The organism is Mesorhizobium sp. LNHC209A00, from assembly GCF_000502915.1.
In the GTDB taxonomy this organism is placed as follows: domain Bacteria; phylum Pseudomonadota; class Alphaproteobacteria; order Rhizobiales; family Rhizobiaceae; genus Mesorhizobium.
The window spans coordinates 360871-381459 of the sequence record NZ_AYWT01000004.1 but is presented as its reverse complement, the minus strand read 5'-3'; the positions used below and the strand labels follow the sequence as shown (position 1 = coordinate 381459).

Sequence of the window (20589 nt, the reverse complement as noted above, 5' to 3'; positions counted from 1 at the left end):
GACGGTTGTTCCAGCCATCTCGCAATGACGCGCAAGCGTGTCCGCGGCGCGAACTCCGTCACTGGATCTGTTGCATGGTGCATTGACGCGGCGCCTTGTCCGGCCGCCAGCGCAACAGTTTGGTGCCATGCCGGAACCTGTCGCCGGTGACATGGTCGAAGCGGACCTCCACCACCAGTTCCGGCCGCAGGGGCTCCCATTCGCCGCTGCGCTGCGTGCTCCAGCGGCTAGGCCCACCCGGCGCCTTGCCGGTGAAGCCGGGCCCGCCACGCAGCTTTTCCAGCTTTCGGGTGACGCCAGCCCGGTCATCCCTGCCAATGGTCGAGGTAAAACCGACATGGTCGAGTTTGCCGCTCTCATCATAAAGGCCGAGCAGGAGCGAGCCGACCTCCTTGCCGCCGGTCAGATAGCGGAATCCTCCAACCACGCAGTCGGCCGTACGCAGCCGTTTGACCTTGACCATCGCGCGTTCCCCCGGCCGGTAGGGGGCGGCCAGCGATTTGGCGACCACGCCGTCGGTGGAACCATGGCCGGCTTCCTCAAGCCAGCGTCTGGCGATCGCCGGATCGGTCGTGCTGGGCGAGAGCCGCAACCCAGGCTCGGCGCAGTCCCGAACGAAGCCCTCGACTGCCAGGCGTCGTTGCGTCAACGGCTCGCCGAGCAGGATCGTGTCGCCTGGCGCGACCGGCATGTCGAACAGGATCAGCCGGGCAGGCGTTTGCGCGCTCAGCTTGCGGATGCGGCTTTCGGCTGGGTGAAGCCGCATCTGTAGCGCGTCGAAAGAAAGCTGGCCTTCGAGCTCGATGACGATCTCGCCATCGACGACGAAATTGCGGGCCTCGACCTGCCGCAGCACGGCGACGAGCTCCGGGAAGTAACGGCCGAGAGGTTTGCCGGATTTGGCGCGCAAGTAGACATCCGTGTCGCCTTTGAAGGCGAGGCAGCGAAACCCGTCCCATTTGGGCTCGTATTGCCAAAGGCCTTCCCCATCCGGCAGGATGTCGGCTGCCTTGGCCTCCATGGGGGGCGTGTCCAGGGGTAGGGCAAACCTGTCCGTCATTGCCTTTACTTTCTGGGGCACGGCGCCAGCGGCGAAGCCCGCCAGCCGCAGGAGCTTCAGGCACCGAGATCGATCAAAGCCACACCGAATTCAGCTCGCTTGCGGCGGCGCAGGTGACCCGGCGCTTCCACCACGGTGATTTCCAATGTCGGCCGAACGGTGCCTTCGAGCAGATGGCCGCCTTTGGTCGTGCCGTCGCTCAAACCAAGCACCGCGTGGACATGAAGGCTTGGCTTGCCATCATCTCCCGTCGCGACATCACCGATCGCGCTCAGGACCTCGCATTGTTCGTCGACCGGGATTTTTCGATAGGTCTTCGCCTCGAGGTCGAACCAACCGACGGTGGCCAGTTGGAACGCGCCGATCGCCGTCAGGGAGGCGCTACCGATCTTCTGCTCGACCGCGAAGCTGGTCAGCGCCGCGAACGCTTCCTCGCCGGGGTCGAGCACCACGACAAATGTCCGTTGGCCATTGGCCTCGTTGACGAGTCGCGATTTCATGCCGGCGTTCCAATCCTCGCGGTCGGTCAGTGGGCGTGGTGTTCGGCGTTCCTCTTGCGGGTCGCCGCCGCCTTCTTTGCCGATTCGGACCGGCTGGCGGCCGATCGGGAAGCGGACGCCTTTCCGCCGCTTTTGCCGCCCTTGTGCGCCGCTGGGTGCCCCGTGTGCTTGCCACGCCCGGAGCCGCCTTCCTTCTTGCCGCCACCATCGTCCTTGTTGACCGTCGCCCATGCGCGTCGCTCGGCTTCCTTGTCGGAGACGCCACGCTTCTCGTAGCCTTCGGCAATATGATCGGCCTTGCGTTCCTGCTTGTCGGTGTATTTGGATTTCTCGCCTCGGGGCATGATCGTTTCTCCTTCTCGATGGAGGTTGAACGCCAAGCCGGCGCCCGGGTTCCAAGCGCGGTCAGCCTTGCCCGATACGCCCTATCGCGGCGGCTGTTGCAGCCAGGTAGGTTCAACCGATCGCGAACCTGACCACCGCCGCCAGGGTCAGGATGCCGACCAGTCCTGCCACGAAGATGATCCGGCGCGTGCGGGTTCGCAGGATGATCTCGCCTTGGCGCGCTGGGAAGACAGTCCATTTTCGCCGCGTCCGTCTTTATCGTCTTTGCCAGCCGGTCATCGCTCATGACCGCCTCCTGTCGGGCTGTTACGCCTCGGGCGCAGTCGCGGGTGCCGTGTAGCGCCGCCGAACGGCATCGAGCACCCGTTTGCGGCTCTCGTCCGCCGAAAGCTTGCTGTCCTTTTCCGCCTCGGCGGTTTCGCGGGCGAGGTCCTTGTCCCTGATCTGGTGGCGGAACCATTTCGAATAGTCGCCCGCGCGCAAATGGAACTCCCAGGTCTTGTCGTCTATGCCTTCGGCCATCTGAGCAAAGATCATCAGATTATGGGCCCTGAGGTTCATCGCATCGTCGGGACCGCGGAAATAGAAGCTGCCGGTCTCATCGAGTTGACCCTCGGCGTATTTGCGGCTGTGGCGCTTGAGAGAGTGGCGAGGTTCTATGACCTTGACCGTCGTGATTTTTTTGCGCGCCCCCGGCCGCCAGAACAGAACCCGATCGCCCTTGGGCGTGGGAATGTCCTTCGGCGGCTCGATGCCGGTCTCATGGCAGAAGGTCTTCACCACGTCCTTAGCCTTCGGGCCAAGGGCGATGACGGCCGTCATCAGACGCAGGGCGTCGGTCGAAATCGCCTCGGGATGGACGGTGATCAGGATCGTGCCCGGCAATTCCAGGGAGAGCACGGCGCGGGTGTCGTCGCGCCGCTTCGGAAGAAGATGGTGCGCTTCGTCGATGACCAGCCAATGCGGCCTTGCGGTGCGGCGACGGAAACTGCCAAGGCCAGGCAGCAGGTCGGCAAAGAAGTCAGGCCGTTCGTTGACACGCAGCGCCAGCCCGTTGACGACGACATTGCTGTCGGCCTTGGCGATCAGGTCGAGCACCTGTGCCTTTGTCGGCGCGCTCGATGCATCCCCCAGCCGAACGGCGCCCTCGAGGCCGTCATAGTCACCCTCCGGGTCGAAGACGCAAAACTGAAATCGGCTGTCGACGAAGCGTTCTGTCAGCGCGGTGGCCAAAGTGGATTTGCCGATGCCCGAACTGCCGGCGATGAGCACGCTTTCGGTCGGCGACAGATAGATGTCGTCGCCACCGGACGATCCCAGGACAATCCCGTCGTGACGTTTCGGCACGATCCCGTGGTCGCTTTTGATCAGCTTGGCGATCAATTCCTCGACGCCTTTGCCGCGTGCACCGCGCGTGACCAGGTCCGCGGTGCTTTTGACCGCGGGAATGGCATTGTCTACCGCAACGCTGCAGCCGCAGGCTTTCAGGAAGGCGTGATCGTTCTCGGCGTCGCCGATACCCACAACATTGTGCGGCGACAGGTGAAGATCCTCGAGTGCTGCCGCCAGCCCGGTGGCCTTGTTGACGCCGCTCGGCAGGATCATTACCGCGCCCTTGTTGAAGATGATCTCGAGTTCGAGCCCCATCTGCTTGATGACCTCGAGCACGGTCGCCTGATGCGGTTCCCAGGTGGCGACGATTGACCGTCCCACCGAAAGCGGCTTCACCCCCTGCTTTTTCAGCCTGGCGACGAATTCGGGCTCCGGCGATGGTGAGATCGCCCGCTCTTCCTCGCTGGCCGGTGTGTAGATCAGGGCGCCGTTTTCGGCGACGACCTTGTCGAACAGGCCGACATCGGGAAACACGCGCTTAAGGTCGGGCAACTCGCGGCCGGTGACCAGAAGCAGTTTGCGGCCACTTTTCTTGAACCGTTCCAGCGCGGCGAGCGTCTTGTTGGAGACCGTCCCGTCATGTGCGAGGGTCCCATCATAGTCGGTCGCCAAGGCAATGAAATACATTGCGATGACCTCAGTAGCCGCCGACGATCGGCAGGATCTCGCCGGTGATGTAACTTGAGCAGTGCGGGGAGGCGAGGAACACATAGGCTGGAGCCAGTTCCTCCGGTTGGGCCGGCCGTTTCATCGGCGTGTCGGCGCCAAATTTCGAGACGTCGTCGGCTTCCTTGTCGGACGGATTGAGCGGCGTCCACACCGGGCCAGGCGCGACCGCGTTCACCCTGATGCCCTTGGCGATGAGGTTGCCCGAAAGCGCTCGCGTGAAGGCATGGATGCCGCCCTTGGTCATCGAATAGTCGACCAGCTGCTTCGAGCCTTCTATGCCGGTTACCGAACCCGTGTTGACGATCGCCGAGCCCGGCTTCATATGCGGCACGGCTTCCTGCGCCATATGGAAATAGCCGTAGAGATTGGTCTTCAGCGTCGTGTCGAAATGTTCTTCGGTCAGGTCGCTGAAGTCGCTGGAATGGATCTGGAAGGCGGCGTTGTTGACCAGCACGTCGATGCGGCCGAATGCTTCGACCGTGGTCGCCACGGCATCGTGGCAGTCCTGGCGTTCACTGACGTCGGCCTTCAACAGGATGCAGCGCCGGCCTTCTTTTTCAACAGCGGATTTTGTGTCTTTGGCGTCTCTGTCCTCGGCCAGGTAGACGATCGCGATGTCGGCGCCTTCGCGGGCGAACAACACCGCCACCGCGCGTCCGATGCCCGAGTCGCCACCAGTGATGAGAGCCACCTTCCCTTCGAGTTTCTTTGATCCGACATAGTAGGGTGCATCGTAGAGCGGAGCGGGCTCGATCGCCGCTTCATGCCCGGGTTTCGCCTGATGTTGCTTGGGGAAGGGCGGCTCGGGATAGGTCCGGGCGCCTGCCTGCATGGCGTGCTCCGCCTTTCCGTTGCGCTTCGATTTGTCCTTGGCATCGATGCCGCGCTGGATATGGCGCTGCTTGGCGGCTTCACCGGCCGTTTGTGACTTCGTCTGCATGATCGTCTCCTCGGCTGAAGAAAGTTCAACGCGCGGCAGACCGGCGGGTCTGCGCGACGCATAGGCTTGTCAGAAGGTATCGTCGCCCGTCCGTGTCAGTCCTTGACGTAGGCGCCGGGTTGGCGGCCCGACCTTGGAGCCTTCGCGTCCTTCGAGTGCTCGGAGATCGCCGGACCCGCGCCGGATGTCTTCTGCGTCGCGGGGCTGGGCGTCGCCTTGCGAGGCGGGTTCTGTCCTTCTGACTGATGTGTCTCTTCATTTGTCTGATCCGCCGGTCGCGTAAGCCCCATACCACCTGCCGGCGGCTTGTTGCCCGCTGCGTCAGACGAGAAATCATCGTTCGGATCCGGGCCGGTCCTAGCGGGATACTTCCGTGCGCCGGTTTCATATTCGGTTCTGTCGCGTGCCATGGCGTCCTCCATGTTTGACTGAACGGAAAACAGCCGCCGGGCGATCAGGTTCCGAACAAACGGTAATGGTCACCCCTTTTCGCCAACGGTCGCATCGCCCTCCGCGTGCGACAGTTGCCAAGTACATTGGATCGGGTGACGTCATCATCCGGCATGCAGACGGGCGATCGCGAACGACGTTTGCGCGCTGCCAACCTCGCGGCTTTTTCAAAGGCGGCTCCGCGGGAGAAAAAATCTTTCCCGATTTCGGCACACGGCGACCGTGAATTCCTTTTGTTCGGCAGCAATGTCTATAAAAACTATGGACATTGGCGAACTGGTTCGAAAAGATCACAGGGCATCCATCATGACCAATCCGGCCATTGTCGGCTTCTCCGGCAACTTCACGCGGCCCTCCAAGACCCGTGGCTTCGTGGACCATATCGTGACGGAGATCGCCGGACGATACGGCCTCGCCGCCAATACCCACGACATCGTCGATCTCGGTCCCAGCCTTGGCAATGCCAAAGCCACGCGCGACTTGGACGTACAGGCTCGCGCCATCCTCGAGCGGATCCTGGCCGCCGACGTCCTGGTGGTCGGCTCGCCTACCTACAAGGGCAGCTATACCGGTCTGTTCAAGCATTTCTTCGATCTCGTCGATCCGGCGGCCCTCCGGGGCAAGCCGGTGCTGTTGGCGGCGACCGGCGGCGGCGATCGCCATGCATTGATCGTCGAGCATCAGCTGCGGCCGCTCTTCGGCTTTTTCGAAGCCTTTGCGCTGCCGACGGCCGTATACGCCTCGGAGAAGGATTTCGCTGATGGCGTGCTGGCATCCGAAGCGATCCGGGCCCGCATTGGCCTCGCCGTGGACGATGTCGGTGTGGCGCTGTTCGGCCGGCAGCACGCCAGGATAGCCGCCGAGTAGCGTGCTCGGAACATATCCCGCTCCGACCCCTGGCGCGCGCTGAGGCGCATGTCTGAAGCCCGGCCGTCGAACGCGCCTGTGCGCCGCAGGGTGACTTCCATTGCACCGCCTGGCCGCCCGGTCGCAATCAGTGGACGCTGATGCTCCGCATGCACGGACGACCACGCCCGAAGATTATCCGCTGCTAAGACCGGAGCATAGCGGCGTGCTCTTCCGTCAGAGGCCGAACCGGTCCTTCACCCGGCCCGAAATGATCGCCGCCCTGACGCCAAGCGGCCAGAAGAGGTGGAGCCGGATTGGCTTCAGTCCCGATATCGGCATCGGGAAGGGAGTGGTCTCGTCGCCGCGCAGGCGGTTTGCCAGCGCATTGCCCATCGCCGAGGCCATGGCAACACCGCGGCCATTGTAGCCAAGGCAGATCAGCACGCCGTCTTCCGGCTCGTGAACGTGCAGAAGATGGTCTTTAGTGATCGCAACCCGGCCGTTCCAGCCATGTGTCCACCCCGTTCCAGCAAGCGCCGGCCAGAGCCGTAGCGCATAATCGGTGAGATAGCGGATGGCGGAAGCATCGCCGATGGGCCTCATCGGTCCCCGTCCGCCCATCAGGAGCCGGTTCTGGGCGTTGATGCGGTAGTAGACGGTGATGTTGCCGGCTTCGTAGACGACCGGTCTTTCGGGAAGAATTGCGTCCGCGACCGTGGGCGACAGCGGTTCGGTCGCCGCGATGGCGCTGAACACCGGAACCAGCGACTGCTCTAGGCCCGGCCACAAGTTTCCCGTATAGCCGTTTGTCGCGACAAGGACCTTCTCGGCGCTGACGGATCCGTTTGCGGTCTCGAGGACCCAGCGCCCGGCCTGCCTGCTGAGCGAGAGAACCTCGCTGCCGCCAAATATCCGCGCGCCGGCCTTCCGCGTGGCGGCCGCCAGGCCAAGCGCGTATTTCAAGGGATGGAGGTCGCCGCCCCGAGCATCGAACATGCCGAACATGTATCTGTCCGTGCCGGTTCGCGCCGCCATCGCCTTTGCGTCAAGCAAGCCGACCGGCATCCCCCGCCGCTCGCATTGGTTGGCCGTGGCCCGCACCGCGGCTGCCGGCTTCGGCCGGATGGCCGCGCGTATGGTGCCGTTCTGCCGGACCTCGCAATCGATCGACAGGCGCTTGATTAGGTTGAAGGTGAAATCCGGAGCACCGTAGGAGAAGTCGATCATCCGCGCCCCGAGCTCGGGGCCGAACATCGCTTCAATCGTGTCGGGATCGTATTTGAGGCCCGGATTGACCTGGCCGCCATTCCGGCCCGACGCTCCCCATCCCGGCTGATAGGCATCGAGCACGCAGACGTCGTCGCCGGCTTCCGCCAGATGCAGGGCGGTCGACAGGCCGGTGAAGCCAGCACCGACGATGGCGACCCTCGCCCGCCGCGCGCCGGCAAGGGAGGGGTAATTGCCGATGCTGCCAGCCGTATCGCGATAGAGGCTCAGGGGCGGGCTGCTTTCGTTCATGGACGGAGGCTTTCACGACAAGGCGGCCGGCTTGAGGGGCACGATAGCTCTCAATGGCCGATATCCTGCACGCGCGGCAGACCCAGACTCTCGTGTTGGATACGCCAGCAATCCTGCATGCTTTCGGGAGGTCACGACATTTACGACAGGCCTGCCGCCCGTCGCATGTTGTATGAGGAGCCATTGTGTGATCGCGCGTGCGACGGATGACGTCCTGCTATCGCAATCAAGTTGTTTGTACATGCTTGTACATGTAAATCGATCTGATAGTCTCTGCGCCAAGGAGCGGCCAAGGAGGATCACATGCGCAACGCTTCTCTTTTCGACCTCTGCGGCAGGAAGGCGCTTATCACCGGCGCCAGCCGTGGCATTGGCCGCAGCATCGCCGAGGCGCTGAGCGCGGCCGGCGCCGACGTCGCGGTCACGGCCCGTAGCCTGGACTCGCTTGACGAGACGACGGCGGCCATCCGCGCGGCCGGCGGGGTTGCGCACGCTATTGCGCTTGACGTAACCGATGTCGGCCAGTGCCGAACGGCTGCTGCCGAGGCAGATCGCCTGCTTGGCGGCCTCGACATTCTCGTCAACAATGCCGGACTGGAAGAGGTCCGGCCCTCGCTCGACGTTGACGAGCCGCTGTGGGACCGGATCGTCGACACCAATCTCAAAGGCGCGTTCTTCTGCGCTCAGGCGGCGGCACGGCAGATGCGGGACGCCGGGCGTCCCGGCGCCATCATCAATCTCTGCTCGTTGACTTCAGAAGTCGGCATTCCGACGGCGGTGCCATACGGCTCGTCCAAGTCGGGCCTGCTCGGCATGACCCGGGCGCTGGCAGCGGAATGGGCGCAGCTTGGCATCAGGGTCAACGCCATCGCCCCAGGTTATTTCAGGACAGCGATGACAGAGGTGTTCTACGCCAACGAGGCGTGGCGGCAATCCATGCTCGGCAAGATCCCGCAGCATCGTTTCGGCGATCTGCGCGACTTGCACGGCGTCGCCGTGTTCCTTGCTTCGGACGCCTCAGCCTACATTACCGGCCAGTCCATTCCGGTGGATGGCGGTTTCCTCGCATCGATCTGAGGCGGCTCGCCCAGTTCGGGAACAAAGTCTTCCGCAATGTGACCGGCCGGCGCATTGCTCTGAACAGAAGGAGCACCCCATGTCCGACATCAGCTTCCACGATCTGTCATCCCTAGATACCACGCAACGGGCCGGTCTGCTGAAACGCGCCGAGGGCGATCTGTCGGCCTTCGTCGAAAAGGTCCGCCCGATCATCCAGGCCGTCAGGGAAGAGGGTGACGCCGCCCTGATCCGCTTCGCCAGGGAGTTCGACAAGGCCAATGTGGCGGAAGGCGGACTGAAAGTGTCGGAAGCGGAGTTCGACGCCGCCTTCGACAAGGTCGAGAAGGATGTCGTGGAGAGCATCAGGTTCGGCATCGAGAATATCAGGCATTTTCATGAGGAGCAGAAGCCGGAAACCATGTGGCTCAAGGAGATCCGGCCAGGCGCCTATGCCGGCGACAGGTACACGCCGATCGCATCGGTCGCGCTCTACGTGCCGCGTGGCAAGGGCGCCTTCCCGTCGGTGACGATGATGACGTCGGTTCCGGCTGTGATTGCCGGCGTGCCGCGGATCGCGATCGTGACGCCGCCAACCCCGGATGGGTCGGTGGACGCGGCCACACTGGTCGCCGCTCGCCTTGCCGGCGTCGGGACCGTCTACAAGTGCGGCGGCGCTCAAGCCGTTGCCGCCGTCGCCTACGGCACCGAGACGGTCAAGCCGGCACTCAAGATTGTCGGCCCGGGCAGCCCCTGGGTGGTGGCGGCCAAGAGCGTGCTGTCCTCGATCATCAATACGGGCCTGCCTGCCGGACCGTCGGAAGCCATCATCTTTGCCGACGACAGTGTCGACGGAGGCCTTGCCGCGCTCGATCTGCTGATCGAAGCCGAGCACGGGCCGGATTCTTCAGCCTATCTGGTGACGCACAGCCGCAAGGTCGCCGAGGCAGCACTTGCTGCACTTCCCGACCACTGGTCGCGGATGACCGAACAGCGTGTGGAATTCTCGCGGGCGGTGCTGACCGGAAAGCGCGGCGGCATCGTGCTGACGGCGTCGCTGGAGGAAAGCTATAGCTTCATCAACGACTACGCGCCCGAACATCTGGAAATCCTGTCGAAGGAGCCGTTCGCGCATCTCGGCCCCATCACCGAGGCGGCCGAAATCCTCATGGGCCCGCATACGCCGGTCACTCTTGCCAACTTCGTCCTCGGGCCGAATGCGGTGCTGCCGACCAGCCGCTGGGCGCGAACCTATGGGCCGCTTTCGGTGACGGATTTCGTCAAGCGCTCCTCGGTCGGCTATGTCACCTCGGCCGCCTATCCGGAACTGGCGCAGCATGCTCGCCGGCTCGCCCGCTACGAGGGCTTCAGCTCGCACGAAAACGCGGTCTCGGAGATCCGCGACCGCTACCTCGCCGGTTGAGCGGAGACGATCGCGATGAAGGCGGCACGACTTTATGGACAGGGCGATCTGCGCGTCGAGGACATCGCCGCGCCAGGCATACCCGATGCAGGCTGGGTAAAGCTCAGGGTCGATGCCGCCGGCATCTGCGGTTCGGACCTGCACAATTTCCGCACCGGTCAATGGATAAGCCGGTCGCCCTCGACGGCCGGCCATGAATTGACCGGCACGGTGATCGCCCTGGGCGAGGGGGTCGATACCATCGCCGTCGGCGACAGGGTCGTCGCCGATTCCCGTTTCTGGTGCGGAGACTGCGCGCAATGCCGTGCCGGCAAGCGGCATCTCTGCGTCACGCTGGGCTTCGTTGGTGAAATCTGCGACGGGGGTTTTGCCGAACAGGCGGTATTGCCCGCACGTCTGCTGCATGTAATCGACGCCAGCCTTGACGAGCGTGTCGCGGCGATGGCCGAGCCGCTTGCCGTCGCGCTGCACGCGGTGCGGCGTCTGCCGAAGACGGCAGGTTCGGTTCTGGTCGTCGGCTGCGGGCCGATCGGCGGTCTTGCCGCGCTGTTGCTTTCGCGAACCTTCGCCGGCACGGTGCTTGTCGCCGACCGCAACCAGGCGCGCTGCGCCCGCGTGGCGCGGGTGACGGGCGCCACGATTGTCGGTCTCGACCGCGATGCCGTTGCAGCCGCTACCGCCAGCGTCCCGCTGCTGGCGGCCGTCGAGGCGACCGGCAGCGTCGCGGCGTTCGGCCAGCTACTCGGCGTTCTCGATCCTGGTGGCGCGATAGCGATGGTCGGCATCTTCCATGGCCGCCTCGACATCGACCCCAATGTTCTTGTCGAACGCGAGATCGCGTTGCTCGGCTGCCATGCTTTCGCGGACGAATTGCCCGACGCTGTGCGGATGCTGGGTGAACTGAGTGAACCGCTGCTGGCCCTTGTGGATTGCGAGATCGGTCTGGACGACATTCCAGCCGCCTATGAGCGGTTGTTGGCGGGAAGCAGCGATGGCTTGAAAACAATCATCCGCATGCGGCAACCTGCCGGAAAGGGTTTTTGAAATGATCGATTTGCCCGACACGGCAAGCCCCCTCTACGAGAAGGTGAAGGACTACATCCTGACCAACATCGGGACGGGCCGGTGGGGCAAGGACCGCAAGCTGCCGTCCGAGCATGAGCTGGTGGCCTCACTGGGCGTGTCGCGGATGACGGTTCACCGGGCCCTGCGGGAGCTGACCTCGGCGGGATTCCTGATCCGGCTGCAAGGTGTGGGAACATTCATCGCGCCGCCCCGGCCGCAGTCGACGCTGATCGAGATCAACAATATCGCGGCGGAGATCGTCGAGCGCGGCAACAGCCATCGTTCCGAAGTTCTCGTTCTCGAAGCGATGATGCCGACCAAGGAACTGGCACTGTCGTTCGAGTTTGCGAAGCGGGTTTCGATCTATCACTCCGTCGTTGTCAATTTCGAGAACGACTTGCCGGTGCAACTGGAAGAGCGTTTCGTCAATCCGGACCTGATCCCCGACTACGACAAGCAGGACTTCACCAAGACGGCGACCTATGACTACCTGATGCAGAAGACGCCGGTGACCGAGGTCGAGCATATCATCTCCGCGATCCCGGCTGACAAGGAGACGGCACAGCATCTCGGCATCGATGTCGGCAGTTGCTGCCTTCTCCTGCATCGCAGGACATGGACGGGGGCAGTCGTGGCCACGATCAGCAAGCTGACCTATGCCGGCAGCCGCTACTCGCTCGGCAGCCGCTACTCGCCTTCCAAAGCGAGCTGAAGGCGACGAGCCAATGCAAGCCGCCGAGCTGGATCAACCTGAAATTTGAGTTCCTCCAACTTGTATATGCATGTATGTATTTCAGCCTTGACATCCGCTGCCGCTGCCGCTGAAATATGTTAGCGCTTCAACCATGAAGTGGCGGGCAAGACGCCGAGGCACAGTGCCGCAAGAGCAGAACCCCGCAGTCTCACCAGACCGGATGCCTGGGTAAAAAGCGGTCTGATCATCAAGGGGAACGAAAGATGACGCTTAACCTAGCAGGACAATTTCGCGCGCTCGTGATGGCCGCCGCGATCGGGCTCGCCACCGCCCCGGTGGCCCACGCAGCCGATGCTGCCATCCCGACGACACCTGAAGCTGGATCGTTCAAGATAGGCATCGAGCCGTGGCTTGGATATGGCCAATGGCACGTGGCCGAGGCCAAGGGACTGTTCAAGACAAACGGTCTGTCGGACGTCCAGATCGTCAATTTTGCCGAGGACAAGGATATCAACGCGGCGCTCGCAAGCGGCCAGCTCGACGCAGCCAACATCGCCACCCACACGGCGATGGGCATGGTTGCGGCCGGTCTGCCGGTGAAGATCGTGCTGCTGCTCGATGTCTCCATGACCGCCGACGCCATCGTCGCTGGCAAGGATGTCACCTCCATCGCCGATCTCAAGGGCAAGCAGGTCGCTTTCGAGGAAGGCACGACGAGCGACATCCTGCTCAAATACGCGCTGGCCAGGAACGGCATGTCGGTCGCCGATATCCAGCCGGTTCCGATGCCGGCCGCCGACGCCGGCGGCGCCCTGATCGCGGGCCAGGTGCCGGTCGCGGTCACCTACGAGCCGTACCTCACTGTCGCCATGGCGCAGAACAAGGACGTCAAGCTGCTGTTCACCGCCGGCGAGGATCCCGGCCTGATCAGCGACGTGCTGGTGGTGCGCGACGAGGTGATTAAATCGCGACCCGGCCAGGTGCTGGCCATGATCAAGAGCTGGGACGCCGCGCTCAAGGACTATAACGCCGACACCCCCGGCGGCCGCGCCATCATCGCCAAGGCGGTCGGTTCCGACGTCAAGGACCTCAACACCGCTTTCGACGGGGTGCGCTACTATTCGCTCGCCGAAAACAAGACGGCGCTCACCGGGGAGTTTACCACCAAGACATTCGCCGATGTCGAAGCGGCCGCCAAGAACGCCAAGCTTCTGCAGGCCGATGTGACGCCGGAGCAGATGATCGATCCGTCCTTCGTCAAGGCGGCGCGGTGACGAGATCCGGATCGCGGTGGTAACGCGGATGTCCGGAGAGCCTCCCGCGAAAACCGGCTTGGCCCGCCCGGCACGAGCGCCCGCCGCAAAACAGGCAAGGCGACGCCGGTCCTCCGGGATCGGCGTGCCCATCGCCCGGTCGCGTTTCCTGGCGATAGCGGTGGCCGTCTTTGTCGGCCTTGGCCTCGCCTGGTGGGCGGCGACCGGGCTGGGATGGGTGAAACCCATCTTCCTGCCGTCGCCGGGCAGCGTTGCGACCCAGATCGCCAAGCTCGCCGCCGACGGCACCTTGTGGCTCGACCTCAGGGCCTCGATGTACCGCATTTCCATCGGCTTCCTCCTCGCCTCGGCACTGTCCATACCGATCGGCGTGCTGATCGGCAGTTTCCGCTCCTGGGAGGCGGCCATCGAGCCGCTGGTGGATTTCATCCGCTACATGCCGGTTGTCGCCTTCGTGCCGCTCTCCATCCTGTGGGCTGGTACCGGCGATACCCAGAAATTCCTGATCATCTTCATCGGCACTTTTTTCCAGCAGGTGCTGATGATCATGGACAATGTGAAACGGGTTCCCACCGACTTCATCGGCCTTGGGCGCACGCTCGGTCTGCCGGACCGCAAGATCCTGACGCGCATCGTCGTTCCCAGCGCCTTGCCGGGCATCTGGGACACGCTGCGCATCAGCCTCGGCTGGGCATGGACCTGGCTGGTGCTGGCCGAACTCGTCGCGGCGACATCCGGCCTTGGCTATCGCATTACCGTGTCGCAGCGCTATTTCCAGACAAACACCATCATCGGTTACATCCTGCTGCTTGGCGTGCTCGGCCTCATCACCGACCAGGCCATGAAGGCCCTGGAGAAGGTGCTGTTCCGACAGGAAGGCCACCCGCAATGAGGAACCGCCGGTGACTGTTCCCAAATTGCGCATCGCCGGTCTCGACAAGAGCTTCGGCACCGGAGAGCGGCGCACGCAAGTGCTGCGGGACATCAATCTCGACCTCGCCGACAACGAGTTCGTCTCCCTCGTCGGCACGTCGGGCTGCGGCAAGAGCACGCTGCTGTCGATCGTCGCGGGACTGCAGGATTTCGACGCCGGCGATCTCAGCATCGATGGCGCGCCGATCCTGCAGCCGGGCCTCGACCGTGGTGTTGTCTTCCAGTCCTATACGTTGCTCCCCTGGCTGACGGCGCGGCAGAATATCGAGTTTGCCCTGAAGGCCGCCGGCTATGATCGCGCCGCCTGCCGCGAGATCGCGCTCGAGCATCTCGACCTCGTCAAGCTCACGCAAAGCGCCGATCGCTTCCCGTCCGAACTGTCGGGCGGCATGAAGCAGCGCGTCGCTATCGCCCGCGCTCTCTCCTATCGCCCCAAAATGCTGCTGATGGACGAGCCCTTCGGCGCGCTCGATGCGTTGACCCGACACCAGATGCAGGAACTGCTGACCCAGATCTGGGAGGAGCACCGGCTCACGGTGCTGTTCGTCACGCATGACGTGGAGGAGGCCGTTTATCTGTCGGACCGCATCGTCGTCATGGGGATCGGCCCGGGACGCATCATGCAGACCTTCAACGTCGATATCGAACGCCCGCGCCGGGAAGAGGTCATGGAGGCCCCGGCCTTCATGGATTTGCAACGCGGCGTGCACAAGGCGATCCGCGAGGCGTCGAGACGTCCCGAAATGGCGTGACGCCAGCACCTTCGTCGGCCCCGCGCCAGCCTTGGCGGCGTGCTGCAACAGCGCAGCGGGTCGCTCGGCGTGTTGATCGCCGCGATGCTGCTGGGCCTGATAGCGGCAAAGCCACGTCCTGACGCCGGAACTCGTTGGCGGCCACGTCATGGGATCTCGCAAATAGGTCTTGTCGGAGGCATCAGGCAATCCGTCGCCTCGCACCCGGCACCGGCTCACGTCGCTTTGCCGACCGAAGCGTCCGTTCCCATTTCCTCCCCGGAAATGTCGTCGAAGGAAGCGTAGTTCATGTTGTAGAGGCGGGCGTAGAGACCTTTTCTCTTCATCAACTGTTCATGGTTGCCGCTTTCGACGATCTCGCCATTCTGCAGCACGATGATGCGGTCGGCGCCCCGTATGGTCGCCAGCCGGTGCGCGATGACCAACCCTGTGCGCCCTTCGAGCAGCTTGATCAATGCCTTCTGGATCAGCATCTCGGTGTAGGAATCGATGCTGGCGGTGGCTTCGTCGAGCACCAGGATCTTGGCGTCGGCCACCAGCGCCCGTGCGAAGCTGATCAGTTGGCGCTGGCCGAGCGAGAGATTGCCGCCGCGCTGCTCGAGTTCGGTGTCGTAGCCGTCAGGCAGTTGCTCGATGAAGTCATGCGCGCCAACGGCCTGTGCGGCGCGCACCACCTCTTCGCGGCTGGCGCCGGTCTTGTGATAGCGGATGTTCTCCAGCACCGTGCCGGAGAACAGGAACGGCTCCTGCAGCACCATGGCAACCTGATCGCCGAGCGAATCCTGCGTCAGGTCGCGCACGTCATGGCCGCCGACCAGGACCTCACCCGACCAGACATCGTAGAAGCGGTGCACCAGCGCCATCGAACTCGACTTGCCTGATCCGGTCGGTCCGACAAGCGCGACCGTCTCGCCTGGACTGACGCGGAAGGAGATGTTCTTCAGCACCGGCTGGTTAGGCCGGTAGCCGAAGGTGACATTCCGGAACTCGACCGAACCGTCCATGTCGCGCGACAGCGCCACCGCATCTTCCTTGTCGCTGACATCCACGGGCACGTCGAGCACTTCTGAGATGCGCTGGCCCGACGCCATGGCGCGCTGCATGACGCTGTATTGCATGGTGAGCGAGCGGATCGGGTCGAAGAAGCGCTGGATGTAGAACAGGAACGCCACCATCACGCCGATGTCGAGACTGTGCGACAGCACCATCGACCCGCCGACGACGATCACGGTCGCCATGGCGATGCCGGTCAGTGTGTCTACGATCGGCACCATCACCTGCGCGTATCGCGCCGACCGCAGATGGGCGTTGAGATTGGCCAGCACCTTCTCGTCATAGAGATCGAAATTGACGTGCTGGCGCTCCAGGCTCTGCACCGTACGCACGCCGTGGATGCCTTCGGCCAGCGCCCCGTTGGCGATGGAGTTGGTCTCGTGCGCGGCCATGAAGGCGACCTTGGCGCGCGGCAGCCAGAACAGGCGCACGATGAACAGCGCCGGCATGGTCGACAGCGTCAGCAGCCCGAGCCGGAAGTCGAGCCACAACAGGACGGTGACGATGCCGAAAAGAAGCACGATGTCGCCAACCGACATCACGGACGTCTCGAGGAATTCCTGCATCGAATTGACGTCGCCCTGCAGGCGCGACATCAGCCGGCCGACCTCGGTCTTGTCCATGAAGCCCAGAGAGACCCGCTGCAGGTGGCTGAACATGGCGCGGCGCAGGTCGGACAGCACGTTCTCCGCCACCTTGCCGACGACGCTCTCCTGGACATGGCTGGCGGCATAGTTGATGAGGATGATCGCGGCAAAAACGGCGATCGCGGTGATCATCACTGAACGGTCGAGCCTGCCTGGCGCCATGCCGTGATCGATGGCGTAGCGGATGACCAGCGGAATCGCCAACTGCGTCAGCGTGAACACCAGCACCGCCGCGACCGAGATGAAGATCCGGCCCCCATATGGTCTGACGAAGCTCCAGATGCGCCTGACGATGCGCGGATCGTAGGCCTTGCCGAAGACCTCTTCTTCATCGCGGTGCGAGCCGACGACGGCCTTGGTCGGGCGTCGGCTTGTGTCTTCCTTCTCGTCGTCCTGTGTCGACATCAGGCGGCTCCTTCGAGCCGATCGTCGTCCGGCCGCAACTGCAGGTCGTAAAGCGCGCGGTAACGACCGTCGAGCGCCAGCAATTGCTCATGCGTGCCGCGTTCCGCGATCCGGCCGCCCTCGACGAACAGGATCTGGTCGGCATGCATCAGCGAACTCAGCCGATGCGAAATGATGAGCGTCACGCGATCCCTGGCGAAGCGCTTCATCGCCACCCGGATCCGCTGCTCGGTGCCGGCGTCGACCGCGGCCGTGGAATCGTCGAAGACCAGCACCGATGGTCTTAGCATCAGGCTGCGCGCGATGGTCAGGCGCTGCCGCTGGCCGCCGGAAAGCGAGGCGCCGCGTTCGCCTACGACCGTGGTGTAGCCGGCCGGAAGCCCGATGATGTAATTGTGCAGCTGGGCATATTCGGCGGCCTGGCCGATGCGGGTCTCGCGCGCCCAGGGATTGCCGTAGGCGATGTTGTTCTCGATCGAGGTGGTAAACAGGAACGCATCCTGCTGCACAACGCCGACCGCCTTGCGCAGCGATTGCAGCGTGACCTTGCGGATGTCTTGTCCGTCGATGGTGATCGCGCCCGAGGTCACGTCGTAGAAGCGCGGGATCAGATGCGCGATGGTCGATTTGCCGCTGCCTGGCGGCCCGACGATGCCGACGGTTTCGCCGGGCCTGGCTTCGAAGGAAACGCCGGAAAGCGTCGGACGCTCGCCCGCGCCCTCATAGCGGAAACCGACATTGTCGAAGCGCAGCACGCCCTCGGTGATGACGAGCTCCCTTGCGTCGGGCGCGTCCTCGATGTCGAGCTCCGCGTCGAGCAGTTCGAACAGCCGCGTGCCGCAGGTCGAGGCGCGCGCGAAGGAGTTGACCATCAGGCCGAGCTGGCGCACCGGCATCTGCAATATCGTCATGAAGGTGAGGAACTGGGCCAGCGTGCCGACGCTGATCTGACCCGCGATCACCTTCTGGCCGCCGAACCAGAGCACCAGGCCCATGGCGGCAAGGAAGGAAAAATTCATGGCGCTGGTGTTCGAGACGCGGATCTCGACGCGCTCATTGGCGAGGTCCAGTGCGTCCCGTTTGGCACGGTCGAATTTTGCCAGTTCATGCCTTTGAGCCGCGAAGGCGCGCACGACACGGATGCCGCCGAGATTCTCGTCCATCACTCGGCTCAGCACCGACAGCCGCTCCTGCAGCGTCAGCCAGGTGCTGCGCAGTCGGAGCTGCGTCACCGATGAGCGCCAGGCAACAAACGGCACGAAGCTGAGGCTCAACAACCCGAGCACGAGATCGGTGCTGATCAACAGATAGGCGCCGACACCGATCAGCACGCCAAGCAGCACCACGCGCAGGATACCGGTCGAAAAGAACATGCGCACGCCGTCGAGGTCGAGCAGCCCGAGGGTGATGAGATCGCCGGTATGGACCTTGTCGTGGAAGGAAAAGCTCAGCCGCTGGATCTTCTCGTAGAAAGCGAGCCGCAGCTCATAGCCTGTCCGGTGGCCGACGGCCTCGCCATAGTAATTCTGCGCCATGGTGAAGAGGCCGCGCAGGATGCTGACGACCAACAGCGTCAGCGCCGTATTCCACAGCGCCTGCTCGGCCGCGGTGCCGGCACCGGCCGCCATCACTCCTTGCGCCTGGTCTATGGCGCGCCCCAGGAGACGCGGAATGAAGAGCTGCAGCGTCGCCGCGATAAAGGTCGAGATGAGGGTGATGGCAACCTGCCAGGGATGGCGCAGCGTCATGCGCACGATGCGCAGCAAGGTGCTGAGGCCCTTGCCCCAGGAGGCTTCCGCCACATGGGCAAATGATTTGCCGCGCCTGGCCGCGCTGGTCGCATCCGTGTGCAAGGAAATACCCAGACCAATCCGGGCATTAGCCCGAACGAATGTAGCAGACTCAATCAGATAGCGCGATTTTACGCGCGTCCGACCTGCCCGTTCAAGGGCCAATGGCGGCATCGCACTGTACCTGAACGGCGAGATCGTGTCGCAACTCGCCGCTGGTCTGCCGCCGGTGATCGATCTCGCGCCGTTCCGGGCGGATAGGTTCTGATTGTTCAAAGCCTGCCGGACCAGCAGGACTCCGTTCTCGCATGAGGGAAACCGACGTGATCGCAAATACCGACACCCGCGCCGTTGAACCGGTCGATCCCCAACGCGCCTACGCCGTGCTGGTCTGCGATCTGATCGGGCTGCGTTTCGATGCCGACGGAAAGCCCGACCCTTCGGAGGTGCGTGCGCATATCGAAGCCAAGGGCGGCCGCTTTCATGGGGCTGTGCTTGGCGACAAAGCAGGGCTTGAGCGTGGCCGCGTGCATTTCTTCTATCAGCCGGACCTCAGTACCCGCGAAGAGCTGATCGAAGTCGCCGGCGATGGACGCTATGATGCCGTCATCGCCGCCGCGACCTTCCTGCCCGCCGAAACCGTCTTTCCGCTCGCCGGCGTGCGCATCGGCGCCGGTACCGGCAATATGGGCTCGCATTCCTGGGGCGGCGGCAGCGGCGAGGGCGGTACGGCCGTGCTGATGAATACGCCCGGCATCAACAGCCGCGCCACGGCGCAGATGGTGATGAAGGCGATCCTGAAAGTGCTGCCGGATCTCCCGGTGGACTTGCTTCACAACCGGGTGGCGCGCGGCGCCTTCGACACCGGCAGGGAGCTGCGCGATTTCCCGACCGAAAAGCTCGAAGGCAAGACGATCGCGATCGTCGGCTACGGCAATATCGGCCGCGAGGTCGCCAAACTGGCCCGGGCCTTCGGTATGCGCGTGGTGATCCACGCACGGCCCCGGCATCGGGACTGGATTGAGGCCGAAGGCTTTGTCTATGTGGCGGACCTCGTCGATGCGGCTGATGGTGCCGATGTGTTGAGTGTTCATGTCGGCCTGGGTAAGCAGGATGCACAGACCGGCCGCTACGCCAATGCCGGGCTCATCGGCGCGGATGTCCTGTCGCGCATGAACAGAGGCGCGGTGCTGATCAACTACGATCGCGGCGAGCTTGTCGACGTTGCGGCCCTCGGCGAAGCCTTGTCCTCGGGCAGGGTGCGTCATGCCGCCATCGATGCCGACCTGTTCAAGGATGCCGCGACCGGACGCCTTTCCGGGCCGATGCTGCCCTATCTCGGCCTCGTCGAGAAGCATGGGGCCAGGCTTGAGCTCCTCCCGCATGCGGCAGCCGATACGGATCATCCCTCGCGCGTCGCCGGCGCCAAGCAGGCCGTCGACCAGATCTTCGATGTCATCAGCCGAAAGTCGGTGACGAACGCAAAAGGCAGCGTGCCGCCGGCCTATCTTTCCCTTGGAGCAACCACGCCTCCAGGCATTGGACCGGTGACCTCCGGCCAGCTTGTGAAACTGACCGCTAGCCAATGTTCCGAGCTGGCGGATCTCTGCGATCGCCAAGGCCGGTTGTGGAAGGCTCTCTCCGATACCTCGCCTGCCGAGCGAGGCGCCGTTGTCGCCGAGCAGGGCGAAGACCTTGTCCGGTTGATCGACCGCTTCTGTCTTCTGGCCGAGAACCTCAACCTCAGAGGACCTTTCCAGCGATAAGCCGGAAC

General features: G+C 63.7%; 17 protein-coding genes. 9 read left to right on the top strand and 8 right to left on the bottom strand.

Annotation, left to right across the window (positions count from 1 at the left end; translation table 11 throughout):
• Positions 1-58: 58 nt before the first annotated feature.
• From X739_RS152450 to X739_RS152470, 5 genes are all read right to left on the bottom strand, one after another.
• Positions 59-1060: an ATP-dependent DNA ligase gene (locus tag X739_RS152450; RefSeq protein ID WP_023794692.1), complete on the bottom strand. Its 1002-nt coding sequence runs from the start codon at positions 1058-1060 to the stop codon at positions 59-61.
• Between the two features lie 56 nt (positions 1061-1116).
• Entirely contained in the window at positions 1117-1560 is a 444-nt protein-coding gene (locus X739_RS152455) for a PPC domain-containing DNA-binding protein (RefSeq protein WP_023794691.1), read from the bottom strand.
• A gap of 26 nt (positions 1561-1586) precedes the next feature.
• Positions 1587-1904, bottom strand: a complete 318-nt coding sequence (locus tag X739_RS152460; protein WP_023771230.1) for a hypothetical protein — start codon at positions 1902-1904, stop codon at positions 1587-1589.
• Positions 1905-2211: 307 nt separating this feature from the next.
• On the bottom strand, positions 2212-3924 hold the full coding sequence (locus X739_RS152465) for an HAD-IIB family hydrolase (RefSeq protein WP_023794690.1): 1713 nt from the start codon (positions 3922-3924) through the stop codon (positions 2212-2214).
• A 10-nt stretch (positions 3925-3934) separates the two neighbouring features.
• Positions 3935-4906, bottom strand: a complete 972-nt coding sequence (locus tag X739_RS152470; protein WP_023794689.1) for an SDR family oxidoreductase — start codon at positions 4904-4906, stop codon at positions 3935-3937.
• Positions 4907-5662: 756 nt separating this feature from the next.
• Here X739_RS152470 and msuE point away from each other — a divergent pair.
• Positions 5663-6223, top strand: coding sequence for an FMN reductase (gene msuE / locus X739_RS152480; RefSeq protein WP_023794687.1), 561 nt, complete (start codon positions 5663-5665; stop codon positions 6221-6223).
• Between the two features lie 216 nt (positions 6224-6439).
• On the opposite strand, the gene X739_RS152485 is transcribed toward msuE, so the two are convergent.
• A complete protein-coding gene (locus X739_RS152485) occupies positions 6440-7723 on the bottom strand; it encodes an FAD-binding oxidoreductase (protein ID WP_023794686.1) in 1284 nt (427 codons plus the stop codon).
• 303 nt (positions 7724-8026) lie between these two features.
• On the opposite strand from X739_RS152485, the gene X739_RS152490 reads away from it, so the two are divergent.
• The 7 genes from X739_RS152490 to X739_RS152520 all read left to right on the top strand — a co-directional run bounded on the left by X739_RS152490 (position 8027) and on the right by X739_RS152520 (position 14920).
• Positions 8027-8800 (top strand): glucose 1-dehydrogenase, encoded by a 774-nt coding sequence (locus X739_RS152490; RefSeq protein ID WP_023794685.1) that lies wholly within the window; start codon positions 8027-8029, stop codon positions 8798-8800.
• A gap of 79 nt (positions 8801-8879) precedes the next feature.
• On the top strand, positions 8880-10202 hold the full coding sequence (hisD, locus tag X739_RS152495) for a histidinol dehydrogenase (RefSeq protein WP_023794684.1): 1323 nt from the start codon (positions 8880-8882) through the stop codon (positions 10200-10202).
• 15 nt (positions 10203-10217) lie between these two features.
• Positions 10218-11246 carry an alcohol dehydrogenase catalytic domain-containing protein gene (locus X739_RS152500; RefSeq protein ID WP_023782349.1) on the top strand — a complete coding sequence of 343 codons (1029 nt, stop codon included), beginning with the start codon at positions 10218-10220 and terminating at the stop codon, positions 11244-11246.
• 1 nt (position 11247) lies between these two features.
• Positions 11248-11979: a histidine utilization repressor gene (hutC, locus tag X739_RS152505; protein ID WP_023782348.1), complete on the top strand. Its 732-nt coding sequence runs from the start codon at positions 11248-11250 to the stop codon at positions 11977-11979.
• A 245-nt stretch (positions 11980-12224) separates the two neighbouring features.
• Positions 12225-13235 (top strand): ABC transporter substrate-binding protein, encoded by a 1011-nt coding sequence (locus X739_RS152510; RefSeq protein ID WP_023782347.1) that lies wholly within the window; start codon positions 12225-12227, stop codon positions 13233-13235.
• 124 nt (positions 13236-13359) lie between these two features.
• A complete protein-coding gene (locus X739_RS152515; protein ID WP_198019188.1) occupies positions 13360-14127 on the top strand; it encodes an ABC transporter permease in 768 nt (255 codons plus the stop codon).
• A 10-nt stretch (positions 14128-14137) separates the two neighbouring features.
• The gene (locus X739_RS152520) at positions 14138-14920 is read left to right on the top strand and encodes an ABC transporter ATP-binding protein (protein ID WP_023782346.1); all 783 of its coding nucleotides are present in this window, start codon (positions 14138-14140) and stop codon (positions 14918-14920) included.
• A gap of 215 nt (positions 14921-15135) precedes the next feature.
• Here X739_RS152520 and X739_RS152525 read toward each other — a convergent pair whose 3' ends face one another.
• Positions 15136-17025 carry an ABC transporter ATP-binding protein gene (locus X739_RS152525; protein ID WP_032924205.1) on the bottom strand — a complete coding sequence of 630 codons (1890 nt, stop codon included), beginning with the start codon at positions 17023-17025 and terminating at the stop codon, positions 15136-15138.
• Complete coding sequence (locus tag X739_RS152530) at positions 17025-18878, bottom strand: ABC transporter ATP-binding protein (protein ID WP_023771216.1); 1854 nt, start codon at positions 18876-18878, stop codon at positions 17025-17027. Before X739_RS152530 ends, X739_RS152525 begins: the two co-directional genes overlap by 1 nt.
• A 260-nt stretch (positions 18879-19138) precedes the next feature.
• Between X739_RS152530 and X739_RS152535 the strand changes: the two genes are divergently transcribed.
• Positions 19139-20581 (top strand): 2-hydroxyacid dehydrogenase, encoded by a 1443-nt coding sequence (locus tag X739_RS152535; RefSeq protein WP_023794682.1) that lies wholly within the window; start codon positions 19139-19141, stop codon positions 20579-20581.
• The last annotated feature ends 8 nt before the right edge of the window (positions 20582-20589 follow it).